The organism is Burkholderia sp. ZZQ-2 (assembly GCF_050768715.1).
Lineage (GTDB): Bacteria > Pseudomonadota > Gammaproteobacteria > Burkholderiales > Burkholderiaceae > Burkholderia > Burkholderia cepacia.
On record NZ_LDVA01000274.1, the window covers coordinates 41,102 to 57,214 of the forward strand.

Consider the following 16,113-nt stretch of genomic DNA (forward strand, 5'->3'; position numbering starts at 1 on the left):
CCAGCCATGTAATCCACGCGCGCAACGACTCGACCTGGAGGCGAATATGAGCACCACCCCATCGTCCGCCTCCGCGGATTCGACCACCGAAGCCACGGCCCAGTCGCCTGCGCGCCAGTACATCGACGCGGTCCTCGAACAGTCCTTCCGGCATCTGTTCGGGCCGACCGCCACACCGGAGCAGCCGCGCAAGCACGGCGTCGTTTCGATCGCGAAACTGACGGCCGTGCTGGCCGAGTATCTCGCTCCGGAAGAAATCAAAGAGGTCAAGGCGGCGTTCCACTTCAGCGACGAAGCCCACCTCGGTCAATATCGCCAGAGCGGCGAACCCTACATCACCCATCCCGTCGCCGTCGCGGAAATCTGTGCCGGCTGGAAGCTCGACGCGCAGGCCGTCATGGCTGCGCTCCTGCACGACGTGATGGAAGACCAGGGCGTGACCAAGAGCGAGCTGGCCGAACGGTTCGGCCCGAAGGTCGCCGAACTGGTCGACGGCCTGTCGAAGCTCGACAAGATGGAGTTCCGCAGCCGCGAGGAAGCGCAGGCGGAAAACTTCCGCAAGATGCTGCTCGCGATGGCACGCGACGTGCGCGTCATTCTCGTCAAGCTCGCCGACCGCCTGCACAACATGCGCACGCTCGGCGCGGTGCCGATGGAAAAGCGCCGCCGCGTCGCGCGCGAGACGCTCGATATCTACGCGCCGATCGCGCACCGCCTCGGGTTGAACAACACGTATCGCGAACTGCAGGACATGAGCTTCGCGAACTTCAACCCGCATCGCTACGCGACGCTCGAGAAGGCCGTCAAGGCGGCGCGCGGCAACCGCCGCGAAGTGATCAGCAAGATTCTCGAGGCCGCGCAGCGCGCGATGGCTGACGCGAAGATCGACGCCGAGATCACCGGCCGCGAAAAGACCATCTACAGCGTGTACCGCAAGATGCGCGACAAGCAGCTGTCGTTCTCGCAGGTGCTCGACGTGTACGGTTTTCGCGTCGTAGTCGACAGCCCGCTCGACTGCTACACGTGCATCGGCGCGCTGCACGCGCTGTACAAGCCCGTGCCCGGCAAGTTCAAGGACTACATCGCGATCCCGAAGATCAACGGCTATCAGTCGCTGCACACGACGCTCGTCGGTCCGTTCGGCGCACCGATCGAGTTTCAGGTGCGCACGCGCAAGATGCATGAGATTGCCGAGGCGGGCGTCGCCGCGCACTGGCTGTACAAGAACGGCAGCGCCGATCTCAGTGACGTGCAGAAGCGCGCCCACCAGTGGCTGAAGTCGTTGCTCGACATCCAGAGCGAAGCCGGCGATTCGAGCGAATTCCTCGAGCACGTGAAGATCGACCTCTTCCCCGATGCGGTCTACGTGTTCACGCCGAAGTCGAAGATCATGGCGCTGCCGCGCGGCGCGACGGCGCTCGATTTCGCGTATTCGATCCACAGCGATCTCGGCAACCAGTGCGTGGCCGTGAAGATCAACAACGAGCTGCTGCCGCTGCGCACCGAACTGAAGAGCGGCGACATCGTCGAGGTGATCACCGCGCCGTATTCGAAGCCGAACCCCGCATGGCTCGGCTTCGTGCGTACCGGCAAGGCGCGTTCGGCGATCCGTCACTACCTGAAGACGATGCGCCTGAACGAGTCGGTGCAGCTTGGCGAGCGGCTGGTCGACCAGAGCCTGAAAGGCTATGGTCTCGCGCTGGCCGATGTCGAGCCGGAGGTGTGGGAGAAGCTCGTGCAGTGGACGGGCAACAAGAGCCGTCAGGAAATCTTCGCGGACATCGGCCTCGGCCGTCGCGTTGCCGCGGTGATGGCCAAGCGCATCGAGGTGCTGATGAGCGGCCGCGACGCGGACGACGATCTGCCGAAGTCCGAGCGGCATCCCGCGCACCATGCGCCGCCGGTCGTGATTACCGGCACCGAAGGGATGTCCGTGCAGTTGTCCGCGTGCTGCCGGCCGATTCCGGGCGACGCGATCATGGGCTACATCGGCATCGGCCTGGGGATGGCGATTCATACGACCGATTGCCGCGTGGCGCAGCGGATTCACCGCCGCGATCCGGGCCGCTGGATCGACGTCGAATGGGCGCCGCAGCCGGGCCGCCTGTTCGATGTCGCGGTGAAGGCGCTCGTGAAGAACACCAAGGGTATCTTTGCGCGCGTGGCGGCGGACATCACGTCGGCCGACGCGAACATCGTGCATATCGCGATGGACGAGGATCTGACACACGAATCGACGGTGCTGCGCTTCGTGATCCAGGTCAGCGACCGCGTGCATCTCGCGAACGTGATGCGGCGCGTGCGGACCAATCCGGACGTGATGCGGATCATGCGCGAGCGTTCGACAGACGACGGCGCGCATGCGCGCCATGACGGCGGCATGCGGATCGAGCGCGAACGGCAGGATTATTGACGCTTGCCAGCACAAGCGGGCGATTGATCGACGGCGGCCAATATGGCCGCCGTTTTCATTTGTGCGGTACGAAGAGCGAACGTGCGGCGTGGCTGGACAAGGGTGCCTGTAACCGGGCCGTGTCGGGAGCAAGGGAAGGGGAGGCGGAAAAGAAAAAGGGCTTTCCCGGAGGAAAGCCCTTTTAAGGTGGCGCGGCTGGCAGGATTCGAACCCACGACCCCTTGGTTCGTAGCCAAGTACTCTATCCAACTGAGCTACAGCCGCACGCAAAACGGTACTGCTTGACTGTCGGAACCTTCTGCGATGGGAAGGCCCCCAAAAAAGTGGCGCGGCTGGCAGGATTCGAACCCACGACCCCTTGGTTCGTAGCCAAGTACTCTATCCAACTGAGCTACAGCCGCACGCAAAACAAAACTTCTACTGCTTCGAACTGAAAGGGCCTTCGGTTCGGAAGGCCCTCGAAAAAAGTGGCGCGGCTGGCAGGATTCGAACCCACGACCCCTTGGTTCGTAGCCAAGTACTCTATCCAACTGAGCTACAGCCGCACGCAGAAGCGAAATTATAGCAGGGTTGTATAAAAAGGGAAGCCTTATTCGCGAATTGTTCTACGCGACCTTGCCGGGGCCCCCATCGTGTACCCTTGGAGCATCAGTCATCCACGTTGAATCTGCATCATGAACAAGGCGTTTGTCAAAGAGTCGGACGGCGACGACGACGATCTCGACCAGGCCCAGCCCGCGATCCCGGCGGGCGCGAAGAACTACATCACGCCGGCCGGTCACAAGCGGCTGAGGGACGAACTGCTGAACCTGATCGACGTCGAGCGTCCCGAGGTCGTGCGGCTCGTGTCCTGGGCCGCATCGAACGGCGACCGGTCGGAAAACGGCGACTACATCTACGGCAAGCGACGGCTTCGCGAGATCGATCGCCGCATCCGCTTCCTGACGAAGCGGCTCGATCTTGCCGAAGTCGTCGATGCGAGCCGGCAGGAGAATGTCGACCAGGTGTTTTTCGGTGCAACGGTCGATTACGAGACGCCGGACGGCGAGGATCATACGATCACGATCGTCGGGATCGACGAGGTCGATCTGGATCGCGGCTGCGTCAGCTGGATTTCCCCGGTTGCGCGTGCGCTGATCAAGGCGAAGATCGGCGATACCGTCATGCTGATGACGCCGGCCGGCCCGCAGCCGATCGACGTGCTCGACGTTCGCTACCCGCCGCGGGACAACGCCTGAGCGATACCCGGTGCAGTCCGGCAAAGAAAAAGCGCCCCGACGGGGCGCTTCGTCATCCGGCATGCAGCGGATGTGGCGGTCGCTCAGAAGCGATGGCGCATGCCGGCCGTGACCGCGATCTGCTTGTTGGTCGATGACGCGGCGCCCAGCCCGTTGATGTTGGCGCCGAGGTCGAGGCCGTCGTTGTTGACCTTCTGGAACTCGCCCTGCAGGTAGACGTCGGTGCGCTTCGACAGCGCATAGTCGGCTTGCAGGTTGAACTGGTGCCAGGTCGGCTTGTCGCCGGCCAGGCGGCCCTGCGTGTACGTGTAGGAGCCGGCAAGCGACAGCGCCGGTGTCAGCGCGTAGCGGCCGTTGAGTTCGTAGTTGCTGAAGCGCGCGGTTCCGCCGAGGCCCGTGATGCCACCGGACACGCCGGACTGCCCTGCGCTGATTGCGCGGATGCCGGTGAGGCGCGTCTGCGTGAACACGAAGCCGACCGTGGCCGGGCCGAACCCGTAGTTCAGGCCGGCGCCCCAGGTGCGTTGCACGCGCGAGGCGAAGGTCCAGTCGCCGGTCACCGCGCCCGGGTCGGTCGCGGCCTGCGCGAGCGCGTTCACATCGCTGTTCAACTGCAAGTAGGCCGCGGCGAAGTTGAAGCCCAGGTAGCTGTACGACACGCCGCCACTATAGGCGCGGTTGTTCGCGAAAGACGTCGAGTTCGAGAACCCGTACAACGCACCGAACTTGAGTCCGCCGTAGTTCGCGCTCTGATACTTGACCGAGTTGTTGATCCGGAACGAGTTGTTCAGGTTGTCGTTGTCGAACGGGTGAGCGAACTGCGTGCCGCCGTACTGGGTGCCGGTCAGCGACAGCGGCCCGAGATAGTCGACGACGCTGTCGTACTGCCGGCCCAGCGTCAGCGAACCGTAGCTGTTGTGTGCGAGACCGACAAACGCTTGCCGGCCGAATTCGCGGCCGTTCTGCTTCAGCGCGCCGTTATTGATGCCGAAACCATTTTCCAGCGTGAAGATCGCTTTCATGCCGCCGCCGAGATCTTCGGTGCCGCGCAAGCCCCAGCGGCTGCCGTTGACCGAACCGCTCGTTTCCTGCCAGGCGCTGTGGCCGTGCTGATTGTTCGTGTAGGTGATGCCGGCGTCGATCAGGCCATAGAGCGTCACGCTGCTCTGGGCATGGGCTGCCGTAACGAATACACCCGACAACGCGGTGACGATCAGAGTTTTTTTCATGGATCTGTCTCCAAACAGGATGATGTCGATCGAACCTGCTGCGGACTGGCATGTTGTGCTTGACGCTGCGGCCGGTCCGGCAGAGCGGCGGTGCGCTTTTCAAAAAGCCATCTGCAGTGTAAGGAGTGCGTGGAGCGGGGGTGGGGCGCGCTTTAAGCAATAATGTATTTTGGAATCCGCAAAGATCGCGAAGGTAGTGCAAACGGTTGTCCAGCAAGGGTTTGCGGCGATGCAGCGAAAGAAAATGGCGCTCAGGACTGCGTAACGGACGTTGCGCGATCGCGACAGGTAATCACCAGCAGGCGACGGCGGTCATAGCGCGATTATTGACACATCGGCAATAGAGGTTTGTGTGGAGCATGGATAATGAAAGGTTGTTCTCTCGCTATACTGCGATCTCTGCTTTCCGAAGCAGACTTTTTCGTTGACGGAAAAGATCTCCAAACCTTTGTCGGCGCGACTTCCCAGTCGCGCTTTTTTTTTGCCCCGCCGCTGCGCACTACTGCGTGTACGAGCGCCGCTTGCGCTTGGCCGCAGGCGCGGCCTCCTTGGCTTCGTTCGGGGGCGGCGTGTATGTCCAGTCTTCCATCACGTAGTGACGGGCATCGAGGGGCGATGCAAGCAGGTTCTGCCAGTGATCGCCGTGCCAGGTCGTATCGAACTCGGTGTCGCACGGCGCTTCGCGCGCGGACTCTGCCAGGGCGCGGGACTTGCGGCGTACGCGCCCAAGCCGGCTCGCGAAGCGCTTGATTCCGTCCAGCCACATGACCTTCTCCTTCCTTCCGCATTGGATGAGCATCGCAATGTCCCCGCATTTCTGCAACCCGGAAAAAACCCGAGGATTTTACCGAGGCGATTTGTCCCCGGTAGAAATTTCGTGGTCGAGATTATCGGAACTCCCACCCCGGTAATGTTGACAGGTTTTTGACTCGAATCAATTAATAAAAGGCGATGGTGTACCGATTCCAATGCCATTAGCACTATTTTGATAAAACGATCATCAAAAATTTTCTTGACGCACCCGGATTGTCCAATTTATAAAGTCAGCACTCCGTCCTCGGGCGGCGTGCTGGTGCTGGTGCAGTTGCTGGCGCGATGTTTCGGGATTTCGGGAAACGGCTATAAAAATAGCTTCTTTGATCTAATCGAGTGGGGAACGAAGACATGGATACCGGTATCGTGAAATGGTTTAACGATGCTAAAGGTTTCGGCTTTATTACGTCGGACAATGGTGGTGAAGATTTGTTTGCGCACTTTTCCGAAATCAAGATGGACGGCTTCAAGACGCTGAAGGAAAACCAGCGTGTTTCGTTCGACGTGAAAGTCGGGCCGAAAGGCAAGCAGGCAGCGAATATCCAGGCCGTCTGACGCGCCACGCATTGCCGATCACGTCCGGCCCCCGCATGGCGGGGGCTTTTCATTTTCCGGGGACGGAACAATACGGTTCGGGCTGGCCGCGAACAGGGATGCCGGTGCATACTCACGGAAGCATCGTTTCCCAGTCTTTTCATGTCCGATTTCCCCCGTCCGTCCGATCCGGCCAGCGAACAGCCGCTCGTTTTCGTCGACCTTGAAACCACCGGCGGCTCGCCCGCCGAACACCGCATCACAGAAATCGGCGTGGTCGAAATCGGCCCGCTCGGCGTGTCGACGTGGACGACGCTCGTCAACCCGGGGCAGTCGATTCCGCCGTTCATCCAGCAACTGACGGGTATTTCGGACGAGATGGTGCGCGACGCGCCTTCGTTCGCATCGCTGGCGCCGGCCTTGTTCGAGCGGCTCGACGGCAAGCTTTTCGTCGCGCACAACGCGAGCTTCGACCGCGGTTTCCTGCGGGCCGAATTCGAGCGCGCAGGTTTCGCGTTCAATCCCGACGTGCTGTGTACGGTGCGGCTGTCGCGTGCGCTGTTCCCGCGTGAAACGCGGCACGGGCTCGACGCGCTGATCGAACGCCACGGCCTCGTGCCGGCTGCGCGCCACCGGGCGCTGGCGGATGCCGACCTCCTGTGGCAGTTCTGGCGCCAGTTGCACGACATCGTGCCGCTCGAGCGGCTGCGCGATCAGATCGCGCGCACGACGCGCCACTTCCGTCTGGGCGGCGACCTGACCGAAGCCTGGCTCGATACCGCACCGGCCGGGTGCGGGGCGTACGCACTGTTCGGGGAGGGCGACGCTCCACTGTACGTTGGCCGCAGCGTACGCGTGCGGCAGCGGCTGCGCGCGTTGTTGACGGGAGAGCGTCGGTCGTCGAAGGAAATGCGGCTTGCGCAGCAGGTACGGCGCGTTGAATGGCGCGAGACGGGTAACGAACTGGGGGCGATGCTCGCAGAAGCGCAATGGATCGCCGGGCTGCGTCCGTCGTACAACCGGCGCCCTGCGGCCGACACCGCCCGTACCGACAATGCACCCTGGCCGTTCGAAGGCGCCGTTGCGTTCGAGGCGAGCGGCGAGCGCCGCCTGTTTCATGTGATCGATGGCTGGCGCTATCTCGGCGTCGCGGAATCGCTCGACGCGGCCGCGCGGCTCGCGGCCGACGGGGCAGCCGGCGCATTCGAACCCTTCACCCACCGCCTGCTCCAGACGCATCTCGCACGCGGACTGCAACTGATTCCGCTCGCCGCACTCACGCCTGCGGGCCAAGCGGGTTGACCCGGCGCGACCGCCGTATCAGCCGATCGCGCTTGCGCCGCCGGCCGAGCAGATGTGCGACAACGCGGTGTCGAGCGCTTGCGTCTGCGTGGAGTCGTAGCGCGTGAGCGTCTTCCAGTTCGCGATGCTGCGGGCGAGTCGCGCCTGACAATCAGGCGCATCGCGCAGCGGTGCAACCTGCGTGAGCCCCGTGAGCATTTTCTGCGTCAGCCGGTCGAGCGCCGGGCGCGTGCTGGTCGCGAGATCGGGAGGCGTGCCTTCCGGCGGCCGCGTCGTGCGCCAGGTTGCGAACAGGGCGTTCTGCACATCCTTGCTCGCCGCGATCTGATCCTCGAAGAACGTCCGCGCGAACGCGGGATCGACGCCGGCCTGTGCCGCGCGCTTCCCGACCGATTCGAGCAGCGCCGCTTCGCGCGGGCGGTCCTCGATTGCCTTGTGATTCGCCCATTTCCATCGGGCCACCGGCTCAGCGAGCGCGAGGCGCTGCGACGCGAGTGCGACGATGTTGGTAAGGGCGGTGTCGTCGCCGTCTGCAACGGCGATGCGCGGGGACGAAAAGAGGGCGACGCCGAGCGCGGCGACAGCGACGCTGGCACGAATGGCTTGCTTCATCGGAACGATCGGGAGAGCCGGGCGGGCCGGACGTGGAAAACCAGAAGGATAGACGAAGACAGTCGCGCGGCGTAGCGACGCGACAGAGGAATCAGCAGGCGAGCTGATCCAGCACCGTCAGGCTGTTGCGGCCCGGGTGCGAGGCGAGTTGCGCGCCATGCGCAATGATGAACCGCACGATAGCGATGATCGACACGTGGCGGTTACAGAACCGAACAGGCGTTCACTTCGGCGAGTACAGCTTGTGCTGCTCGTCGAAGAATGCCCGTACGTGGTCGGGCAATTCGGCGAGGAATTCCACGCCGACGGGTTCCGGATCCGGGCTCATCACTTGCTCCGGCGGTGGCATGCGAGTTGGTCTTTCGTCCATGGTCATTTCTCCAGCAGGTTCGATGATTATCATCCTCGCGCTTGGATTTATGCCAGTGGCGAATCGTTAGATTTTGTCTCTGTTGTATTAACGGCACATGCGCTCGGACGCGCGCTGCGATGCCGACTATCGAGTCGTGCGGAATCGGCAACAATCGGGCCGCTTGTTATACTTGCGCGCACTTTTCCTGCACCGCGATGAAACGAACGACGCGATGGATCGGCCTCGTATGGCTGGCGCTGGTACTGAACGTACTGTCGCCCGTCGTCGGCTATGCGCGTCTCGCCTCGAGCGGCTCCGGCGAACTCACGCTCGAGTTGTGCAGTGCAGCGGGCGCCCGCCAGATCGTGCTCGCGCAGGCCGGAGGCGATCACGATGCGCCGTCGTTCGACCATGCCGGCGTGCCGCACTGCGTGTACTGCCCCGGCTTCGCGGCGAACGTGGCGCTCGGTACGAGCCTGCCCGTGCTGCCGGGTTTCGTGCGGACGTTCGCCTACCGCGCGGCAGCACCCGTCATTCCCGATTGCCCCCGCAAGGGTATCCGTCTCGCGCAGCCCCGCGCGCCGCCTGAAAACGCTCCGATCTGATTGATGTCGTCCGCGCGCCCCGGTGGCGCGCGTGCCGCTCGCGGCCGGGCCGCGTGCCGCGCCGTCCGTGCGTGGTGCGCGCGCTCGTGTCCGGCGGCGTTCGATCACGTTTTCAGGAATCCCCTCATGTCCTCCTCCTTCGCCGCGCGGCCGTCGCGCGGGCGGCTCGCGCTCGCATGCGCGGCCGCTTTCGCGTGGCCTGTCGCCCATGCGGCTTCAACTGACGACACGCGTGTCGACACTGCCCGCCGTGGTGTCGAGCGTCCCGCCGATCCCGTCGCGCCGGCATCCACCGCGGCAACTGTTTCGCCGGTGCCGGCCGGCAGTACGCTGACCGCGGTCAGCGTGACCGCGCAGCGGCAACCGGTCGATCCGGATACGCCGGCCGTCGTCACGTCGATCACGCGCGAGCAGATCGAATCGCATACCAACGTCACCACCGAGGACGCGCTCAAGTACGCACCGAACCTGATGGTCCGCAAGCGCTATATCGGCGACCGCAACAGCGTGTTCGCCGGTCGCGACTTCAACGAACTGCAGAGCGCGCGCGGGCTCGTCTACGCCGACGGTGTGCTGCTGTCGAACCTGCTCGGCTCGAGCTACGCGTACCCGCCGCGCTGGTCGCTGATCCCGCCTGACGATATCGCGCGCGTCGACGTGCTCTATGGCCCTTTTTCCGCGCTGTACCCGGGCAACTCGATCGGCTCGACCGTGCTGCTCACGACGCGCCGGCCGGAAAAGCTCGAGGCGTCGCTGTCGACGCAGTTCTTTACGCAGCGCTACCACGACGGCTACGGATTCGCGGACAGCTTCGGTGGCAATCACCAGACCGCGCGGATCGCGAACCGCGTCGGGCGGTTCTGGTTCGCGCTGTCGCTCGACCGGCTCGAGAACAACGGTCAGCCGATGCAATATGCGAGCCCCAATTCGGCGTACAACCCGAAGCTCGGCGCCGCCGTGCCCGTGAGCGGCGCCGCGACCGACATCGGGCCCAACGGCAAGCCGCGGACGATCGTCGGCGCGCAGACGATCGAGCGGACCGAACAGCTCAACGAGACGATCCGGATGGGCTACGCGTTCACCGACCACGTCGATGCGACGCTCACGCTCGGGCATTGGGAGAACCATTACCGGCAGCACGGCGAAACCTTTCTGCGCGATGCGGCCGGCAATCCGGTCTACGGCGGCAACGTGTCGATCGGTGGCCAGAACATGACCGTTGCGCCGAATGCGTTCGCGCCGCAGCGCGGCGACCAGGAGAACTGGCTGTACGCGCTCGGGCTGAACGGTCGGCTCGATTCAGGCTGGCGCCTGTCGGGTGTCGTGTCCGCGTACGACGTGTCGCGTGACGTGCAGCGCTCGGCGTCGACCGTGCAGGGCGGTGCAGGCACGCTGTTCCAGGGAGACGGCACCGGCTGGCGCACGCTCGACCTGAAGGCCGAGGCGCCGGAAGTGAAGGGCCACACGTTCACGTTCGGCTACCACTACGACAACTACTTCCTGCGCAACGTCATGTACAACACGGCCGACTGGCTGGCCGGCCCGACCACGTCGCTCGCGACCACCTATCGGGGCGACACGCGCACGCAGGCGCTGTTCGGGCAGGATGCGTGGCGCTTCGCACCGGGCTGGCTCGCGACGCTGGGGCTGCGCTACGAACGCTGGGATGCGTACGGCGGCGCGCTCGGCAACGCGAGCGGCACGCTCGGTTATGCGGATCGCAGCGCGAATGCGTTGTCGCCGAAAGTCGCGTTGCAATGGGATGCGACCGACGTCTGGCGCTTCCGGCTGTCGTTCGCGACGGGCACGCGTTACCCGACGGTCGGCGAACTGTTCCAGGGCACGATCTCGAACAACGCAATCGTCAACAACAACCCGAACCTGCGGCCGGAAAAGGCGATCGACTGGGACTTCACGGCCGAGCGCGACGTGGGTGTCGGCGTCGTGCGTGCCAGCGTGTTCCAGAGCGATCTGCGCGATTCGATCTACAGCCAGACGACGGTGTCGGGTGCGACGACGGTGACCAACATCTCGAACGTCGATCGCGTGCGCGTGCGCGGTGTCGAACTCGCGTTCAGCGGCGAGAACGTCGGGCTGCGCGGCCTCAGTCTCGACGCGAACGTGTCGGCGAGCAACGCGCAGATCCTCACCGATGCCGCGAATCCCGCGTACGTCGGCTCGCGCTTTCCGCGTATTCCGCGCATGCGTTCAAACCTGCTCGCGTCGTATCGCTTCGACGAACACTGGCTCGCGAGCGTCGGCGTGCGCTATTCGGGTCGCCAGTTCAACGCGCTCGACAACAGCGACGTGAACCCGGACGTCTACGGCGGTACGAGCTCGTTCACGATCGTCGACCTGAAGGCGCGCTACCGCTTCGACCGTCACTGGACCGCGTCGGTCGGTATCGACAACGTGACGGACCGCCGCTACTACGTGTTTCACCCATATCCGGGCCGTACTTTCTACGGAGAACTGAAATGGTCACTGTGAAATCGCCCGCGGCAGGCGGCGCGCTGTGGTGCGCGTTGCTGTCGACTGCCGGGGCGCACGACACCCACGTCCTGCCGAAGGCCGCCGATTCGCGCGCCGCGCACATGAGCATGCAGGAAGTGCCCGCGCAGCAGAAGCAGCCGCTCGCGACGGGGGCGGCATTCGACACGCATCACCGGCTGTGGGCCGCGTGGGTCGAAGGCGCGCATGTCGTCGTCGCGCAGTCCGACGACGCGGGCCGCACGCTGTCCGCGCCCGCCACCGTCAACGCGATGCCGGAGCCGATCTACACGAGCGCCGAGAATCGTCCGAAGATCGCTACGAGTCCGGACATGCAGTTCGCGATGGTCGCAATGGATGTGTACGACGACAACGGCCCGGCGATCTCCCGGGCACTCGCGCAGATGCATCTGCCGCAGGTCGTGCAGTACGCGAACGCCGAGCCGATGCCCGAGCGGCTGAGCGCGGCGCTCGATGCGGGATGGAGAGGGGAGATGCTGCGCACCGTATGGATCGGGCGCGATGGCGCGCGCGAAGCGCGCAGCGGATTGCTGACGGCCGACGTGCTCGACGGCGGGTTGCAGCGCGCCAGGCGCTGAACGGGCCGGTGGCGCGCGGCGAACGGGCCGCGCGCCGGCCTGATGCGAAAACGCGCCCGAAGGCGCGTGGAGAGAAGCGTCAGGCCGCTCGCTTGAATAGCCGGATCACGAACAGCAGGATCACTGCACCGACGACCGCGACGATCACCGATCCGATGAAACCGCTGCCGATGCTGATGCCGAGCAGCCCGGCGAGCCAGCCGCCGATCACTGCGCCGACGATCCCGACGATGATGTCGACGATCAGCCCGAAGCCGCCGCCCTTGACGAGCAAGCCGGCAAGCCAGCCGGCGATCGCGCCGATGATGAGCCACATAATCAAGCCATGAGTCATGGTGGTCCTCTCCTTGTGTTGTGTCGAATGACCGGACGTCGGCTGTCGCCGCAAGCTGAATGAAGGCGGCATTGCGACCCGCCGCGCCGCCCACGCAATGTAACGCGATAGACGGGTCGGAATCGTTAAGTAATGTTATGCACCCGTAACCGGATTTTCCAGGGAATTCGTCTGCATACGGCGAGGCTGGCGCACGGGCGATGCGCGGCGAAATGAATCTGTAAGGAATGGCTGCCGGTGAAGCCGGTCGGCCGTGAGCGTCATCGTCCGAGCGTCGAAGCCTGCATGCCCGCAGAGGGCAATCCGTCGCTTGCGTCGGCAATCAGCCGTGCGACGGTCGCGGTGTCGCCGATCGCCTCGATCGACAGCAGTGCGAAGCGGGCGAGAAAGAGCGACGCATCGGCTTCACCGATCCGCGTCATCGTGCGGCACAGGTCGGTGTAGAGGGTGTCGCGTTCGGTATCCGTCATCATGCGGTCTCCTGAGGATCGGTCGATGCGCAAGGATGGAGTGCGCGTTCGAGTGCGGCGGCCACGTCGCCGGCGCGCGCGTCGTGCCAGCGGCCGAGTACGTGACCGTCCGGACGCACGAGATAGACGGTGCCGTCGCGCGCGCCGTACATGTCGAACAGCCGGCCGCCGACGTCATGGCCGCCGCAGGCCGGTTGCCGTGGCGCCGCATGCCGCGCGAGCGTGACGAGCGCGAACGGCATCCGCGCAGCCTGCAGGCGCCGCTCGAGATCGGCCAGCGTCGCCTCGGGCACGCCGTCGGCAGTGAAGCAGAATGCGGTGAAGCGCGGAGCGACGAGGTCGGTCAGGTGGCCGCGGCGCACGTCGCTGCCGTGTGCCGTGTACAGCATCAGCGGGCATTCGGCGAGCACCGTGCCGGGCGCGGGGCCGGCCGAAAACGTGTCGCGTTCGGCCGCGTTGAGCGGCGACGTCGCATACGCGATGGCCGTCGTCTGGCGCGGATTGATCAGCGAGCGCAGCGCGGGATGGCGGACCGCGAGCGACAGCACGGCCTTGCGCATCAGTTCGAACGCGAACGACGGCGGCGCCATGAACTCGGTGCTCTTGGTGCCGTAGCGGAGGTTCTCGTGCGTCGCGAACACGCGTTCGTCCGAGTAGCTGTCGAGCAACGTGTCCGATGCGAGTCCGCGCGTCACGTACGCGAGTTTCCATGCCAGGTTGTCGGCATCGTCGATGCCCGAGTTCGCGCCGCGCACGCCGAAGATCGGCACGAGGTGCGCAGCGTCGCCGCAGAACAGCACGCGACCGTGTCGATAGCGTTCGAGTGTCAGTGCGTTCGCCTTGTAGATCGTGATCCAGATCGGCGACCAGTCGCCGCGCTCGCCCATCATGTCGAGCAGGTTCTGCACGCGCGGGATCACGTTTTCCGGTTTCACGGCGGCTTCGGCATCCTCATCGTCGCGCAACTGATAGTCGATCCGCCACACGTTGTCGGGCTGCTTGTGAACGAGCACCGTCGAGCCCGGGTTCGACGACGGGTCGAAGTACGCCAGTCGTTCGGTCGGCCGGTCGCTGTCGAGCGCGATGTCGACGATCACGTAGCGGCCCTCGTAGCTCGTGCCGCGGAGCGACAGGCCGAGCGCGTCGCGCATCGTGCTGCGCCCGCCGTCGCACGCGACGACCCGGTCGGCGTCGAGTGCGTAGCCGCCGAGCGGCGTGTCGACGTCGAGGCGTACGCCGTCCGGTTGCCGGGTCACGCCGGTGACTCTCGTCTGCCAGCGGATCTCGATGAGTTCGCGGCGGCGCAGCGCGGCGTCGAGCAGGAACTGCTCGATGTGATACTGCGCGAGATTCACCATCGGCGGCAGCTTCTGGTTTTCGTCCTGCGGCATCGTGAAATGCAGCACTTCGTCGCGACGGTAGAAGCTGCGCCCGCCGGTCCACGGCAGCCCCTTGCGCAGGAAGTCGTCGAGCGCACCGAGCCGCTCGATGATCTCGAGGCTGCGCCGCGAGATGCAGATGGCGCGGCTGCCGTGGCAGACTGCGTCGTCGGCCTCGATCAGCACGCTGCGGATGCCGTGGTTCGCAAGGCCGAGCGCGACGGCCAGGCCGACGGGGCCGCCACCGACGATCGCAACGCGATGCCGGTGCGTATCGATACCGTCGTCGCAGGCCGGCAGATGCGCGGGATGGCGCTCGGCGACGAACGGGTAGGGCTTGAAGTCGATATCCATCGTTGGCTTCCAGGGTTGTCCGGCTCGACGTGCGCGCATCGACGCAAAGATGCGCGCAACAGGTCGGGACAGTATGGAAGCCGGTCGTGCGTCGGTTGTCCCCAAATCGGGTACAGCGAGGGGCTCAACGCAGGCCGCGACGTTTCACGGCTGCATGCACAGCGCAAACAGCTCGCGCTGGCTCGAGATGCCGAGGCGCCGGTACGCGCGCTTCTGGTAGGTGACGACACTCGATGCCTTCACGCCGATCGTCTCGCCGATCTCGTGCGCGGTCTGGCCGTCGAGTACGCCGCGCAGCACGTCGAGCTCGCGCTTGGACAAATCGGGGCATGCATGGCGCAGTCGCGCGAGCATCCGTTGCGGGATACCGATCTGTGCCGCACCGGCGAGCGCGTAGTGATGCCTTGCGGCCTGCGCGATCAGCGGCGCGAGCGCTTCGATCGCGGCGATCTCGCGCGGCTGGAATGCGCCGCTGCAATGCGCGCGGTACAGGTTGATCGACAGCCACGTCGCATCGCCGGGCTGCATCAGCAGCGCCAGCCGGTCGGATACGTCGGGGCCGCGGTAGCACGCGGCACGATACGCTTCGTGATCGATCTCGTCGCCGGCCTGCTGGTGCAGCAGCAGATCGTGGCGGCGTGTGCCGCGATGGGCGGTCGACACGATCTGCTGGTTGCCGTCGAGTGCGTAGAAATGTCGTGCGTAGGTGTCGGCGAGGTCGCGCAGGTAGCGGCCTCCGCGATGATCGGCGACCGACATCGTGCGCGGGCGATTGCCGAACTCGTACGCGAAGATCGTGCACTGCGTGATGGACAGCGCGTCGTCGAACAGTTTCAGGATTTCGGCCGCGAATGCGTTCGGCTCGTTGCCGCCGATCGCGGCGACGAGGCGCGTTGCGCGGGACACGTCCAGCTGCGCGGCGAGATTCGCTCGCTCGAGACGCCAGGTGCGCATGAAGAAGGGGGGCGAGGGTGGAGTGTCCGGCGATTGTAGTCGTCGGCGCGTGATACGGGAGTCCGGAGATGCCCGCAAGCGGACTGGGTGAGGCGAGAGGGCGGGCGCACGATTTCGGCGCCGGAAAAGAGAAAAGGCCTGACAAGCGATGCTTGTCAGGCCTTTATGTCTTGGTGCCGGAGATAGGAGTCGAACCTACGACCTTCGCATTACGAATGCGCTGCTCTACCAACTGAGCTACACCGGCAGCAGAGAAATGAAATTATATGGTGATTTCCGGGATCTTGGCAATAGGTTTTGCGAAATTTTTTTCAGCTTGCTGCTGCTGCTTCGCGAAACCATCGATCCGGCGGACTTCCCGCTTTCACTTCACTGTGATGCGACCGGTCAGGGCCACATCAAGAGGCGCGATTGTACTTGCGCATCGCACCTCCG

At 64.6% G+C, this 16,113-nt stretch carries 15 protein-coding genes and 4 tRNA genes; 7 read left to right on the top strand and 12 right to left on the bottom strand.

Going from position 1 to position 16,113, the window contains the following annotated elements; genetic code table 11:
* The first annotated feature begins 46 nt into the window (after nucleotides 1–46).
* Nucleotides 47–2,413: a RelA/SpoT family protein gene (locus ABY44_RS21780; protein WP_021164124.1), complete on the top strand. Its 2,367-nt coding sequence runs from the start codon at nucleotides 47–49 to the stop codon at nucleotides 2,411–2,413.
* A gap of 187 nt (nucleotides 2,414–2,600) precedes the next feature.
* Here ABY44_RS21780 and ABY44_RS21785 read toward each other — a convergent pair.
* The 3 genes from ABY44_RS21785 to ABY44_RS21795 form a co-directional block, all read right to left on the bottom strand.
* Nucleotides 2,601–2,677: transfer RNA gene (locus ABY44_RS21785), tRNA-Arg, on the bottom strand.
* 60 nt (nucleotides 2,678–2,737) lie between these two features.
* Nucleotides 2,738–2,814 (bottom strand) — tRNA-Arg (locus tag ABY44_RS21790).
* A 67-nt stretch (nucleotides 2,815–2,881) separates the two neighbouring features.
* A tRNA-Arg gene (locus tag ABY44_RS21795) sits at nucleotides 2,882–2,958 on the bottom strand.
* 129 nt (nucleotides 2,959–3,087) lie between these two features.
* Between ABY44_RS21795 and greB the strand changes: the two genes are divergently transcribed.
* Nucleotides 3,088–3,651, top strand: a complete 564-nt coding sequence (gene greB / locus ABY44_RS21800; protein ID WP_021163929.1) for a transcription elongation factor GreB — start codon at nucleotides 3,088–3,090, stop codon at nucleotides 3,649–3,651.
* 83 nt (nucleotides 3,652–3,734) lie between these two features.
* Here greB and ABY44_RS21805 read toward each other — a convergent pair whose 3' ends face one another.
* Nucleotides 3,735–4,880 (bottom strand): porin, encoded by a 1,146-nt coding sequence (locus tag ABY44_RS21805; protein WP_060083963.1) that lies wholly within the window; start codon nucleotides 4,878–4,880, stop codon nucleotides 3,735–3,737.
* Between the two features lie 499 nt (nucleotides 4,881–5,379).
* Nucleotides 5,380–5,646 (bottom strand): hypothetical protein, encoded by a 267-nt coding sequence (locus tag ABY44_RS21810; RefSeq protein WP_027788099.1) that lies wholly within the window; start codon nucleotides 5,644–5,646, stop codon nucleotides 5,380–5,382.
* 398 nt (nucleotides 5,647–6,044) lie between these two features.
* Here ABY44_RS21810 and ABY44_RS21815 point away from each other — a divergent pair, with 398 nt between their 5' ends.
* Nucleotides 6,045–6,248 (top strand): cold-shock protein, encoded by a 204-nt coding sequence (locus tag ABY44_RS21815; protein WP_011351289.1) that lies wholly within the window; start codon nucleotides 6,045–6,047, stop codon nucleotides 6,246–6,248.
* 141 nt (nucleotides 6,249–6,389) lie between these two features.
* Nucleotides 6,390–7,529, top strand: a complete 1,140-nt coding sequence (locus tag ABY44_RS21820) for an exonuclease domain-containing protein (protein ID WP_060174686.1) — start codon at nucleotides 6,390–6,392, stop codon at nucleotides 7,527–7,529.
* Between the two features lie 18 nt (nucleotides 7,530–7,547).
* Here the strand turns inward: ABY44_RS21820 and ABY44_RS21825 are convergent, their stop codons facing one another.
* The gene (locus ABY44_RS21825) at nucleotides 7,548–8,141 is read right to left on the bottom strand and encodes a chorismate mutase (protein ID WP_060174687.1); all 594 of its coding nucleotides are present in this window, start codon (nucleotides 8,139–8,141) and stop codon (nucleotides 7,548–7,550) included.
* A gap of 223 nt (nucleotides 8,142–8,364) precedes the next feature.
* On the bottom strand, nucleotides 8,365–8,469 hold the full coding sequence (locus tag ABY44_RS21830; protein ID WP_162269111.1) for a chorismate mutase: 105 nt from the start codon (nucleotides 8,467–8,469) through the stop codon (nucleotides 8,365–8,367).
* A 239-nt stretch (nucleotides 8,470–8,708) separates the two neighbouring features.
* Here ABY44_RS21830 and ABY44_RS21835 point away from each other — a divergent pair, with 239 nt between their 5' ends.
* The 3 genes from ABY44_RS21835 to ABY44_RS21845 all read left to right on the top strand — a co-directional run bounded on the left by ABY44_RS21835 (nucleotide 8,709) and on the right by ABY44_RS21845 (nucleotide 12,187).
* A complete protein-coding gene (locus ABY44_RS21835; RefSeq protein ID WP_060174688.1) occupies nucleotides 8,709–9,098 on the top strand; it encodes a DUF2946 domain-containing protein in 390 nt (129 codons plus the stop codon).
* A 126-nt stretch (nucleotides 9,099–9,224) separates the two neighbouring features.
* Entirely contained in the window at nucleotides 9,225–11,588 is a 2,364-nt protein-coding gene (locus tag ABY44_RS21840) for a TonB-dependent receptor (protein ID WP_060174689.1), read from the top strand.
* On the top strand, nucleotides 11,576–12,187 hold the full coding sequence (locus ABY44_RS21845) for a hypothetical protein (protein ID WP_060174690.1): 612 nt from the start codon (nucleotides 11,576–11,578) through the stop codon (nucleotides 12,185–12,187). Before ABY44_RS21840 ends, ABY44_RS21845 begins: the two co-directional genes overlap by 13 nt.
* Before the next feature lie 79 nt (nucleotides 12,188–12,266).
* Here the strand turns inward: ABY44_RS21845 and ABY44_RS21850 are convergent, their stop codons facing one another.
* The 5 genes from ABY44_RS21850 to ABY44_RS21870 form a co-directional block, all read right to left on the bottom strand.
* The gene (locus ABY44_RS21850; protein ID WP_027788093.1) at nucleotides 12,267–12,521 is read right to left on the bottom strand and encodes a GlsB/YeaQ/YmgE family stress response membrane protein; all 255 of its coding nucleotides are present in this window, start codon (nucleotides 12,519–12,521) and stop codon (nucleotides 12,267–12,269) included.
* 260 nt (nucleotides 12,522–12,781) lie between these two features.
* Entirely contained in the window at nucleotides 12,782–12,994 is a 213-nt protein-coding gene (locus ABY44_RS21855) for a hypothetical protein (protein WP_027788092.1), read from the bottom strand.
* Nucleotides 12,991–14,724: an FAD-dependent oxidoreductase gene (locus ABY44_RS21860; protein ID WP_060174691.1), complete on the bottom strand. Its 1,734-nt coding sequence runs from the start codon at nucleotides 14,722–14,724 to the stop codon at nucleotides 12,991–12,993. Before ABY44_RS21860 ends, ABY44_RS21855 begins: the two co-directional genes overlap by 4 nt.
* A 144-nt stretch (nucleotides 14,725–14,868) precedes the next feature.
* Complete coding sequence (locus ABY44_RS21865; protein WP_060174692.1) at nucleotides 14,869–15,678, bottom strand: helix-turn-helix transcriptional regulator; 810 nt, start codon at nucleotides 15,676–15,678, stop codon at nucleotides 14,869–14,871.
* A 171-nt stretch (nucleotides 15,679–15,849) separates the two neighbouring features.
* Nucleotides 15,850–15,925 (bottom strand) — tRNA-Thr (locus ABY44_RS21870).
* Nucleotides 15,926–16,113: the final 188 nt, after the last annotated feature.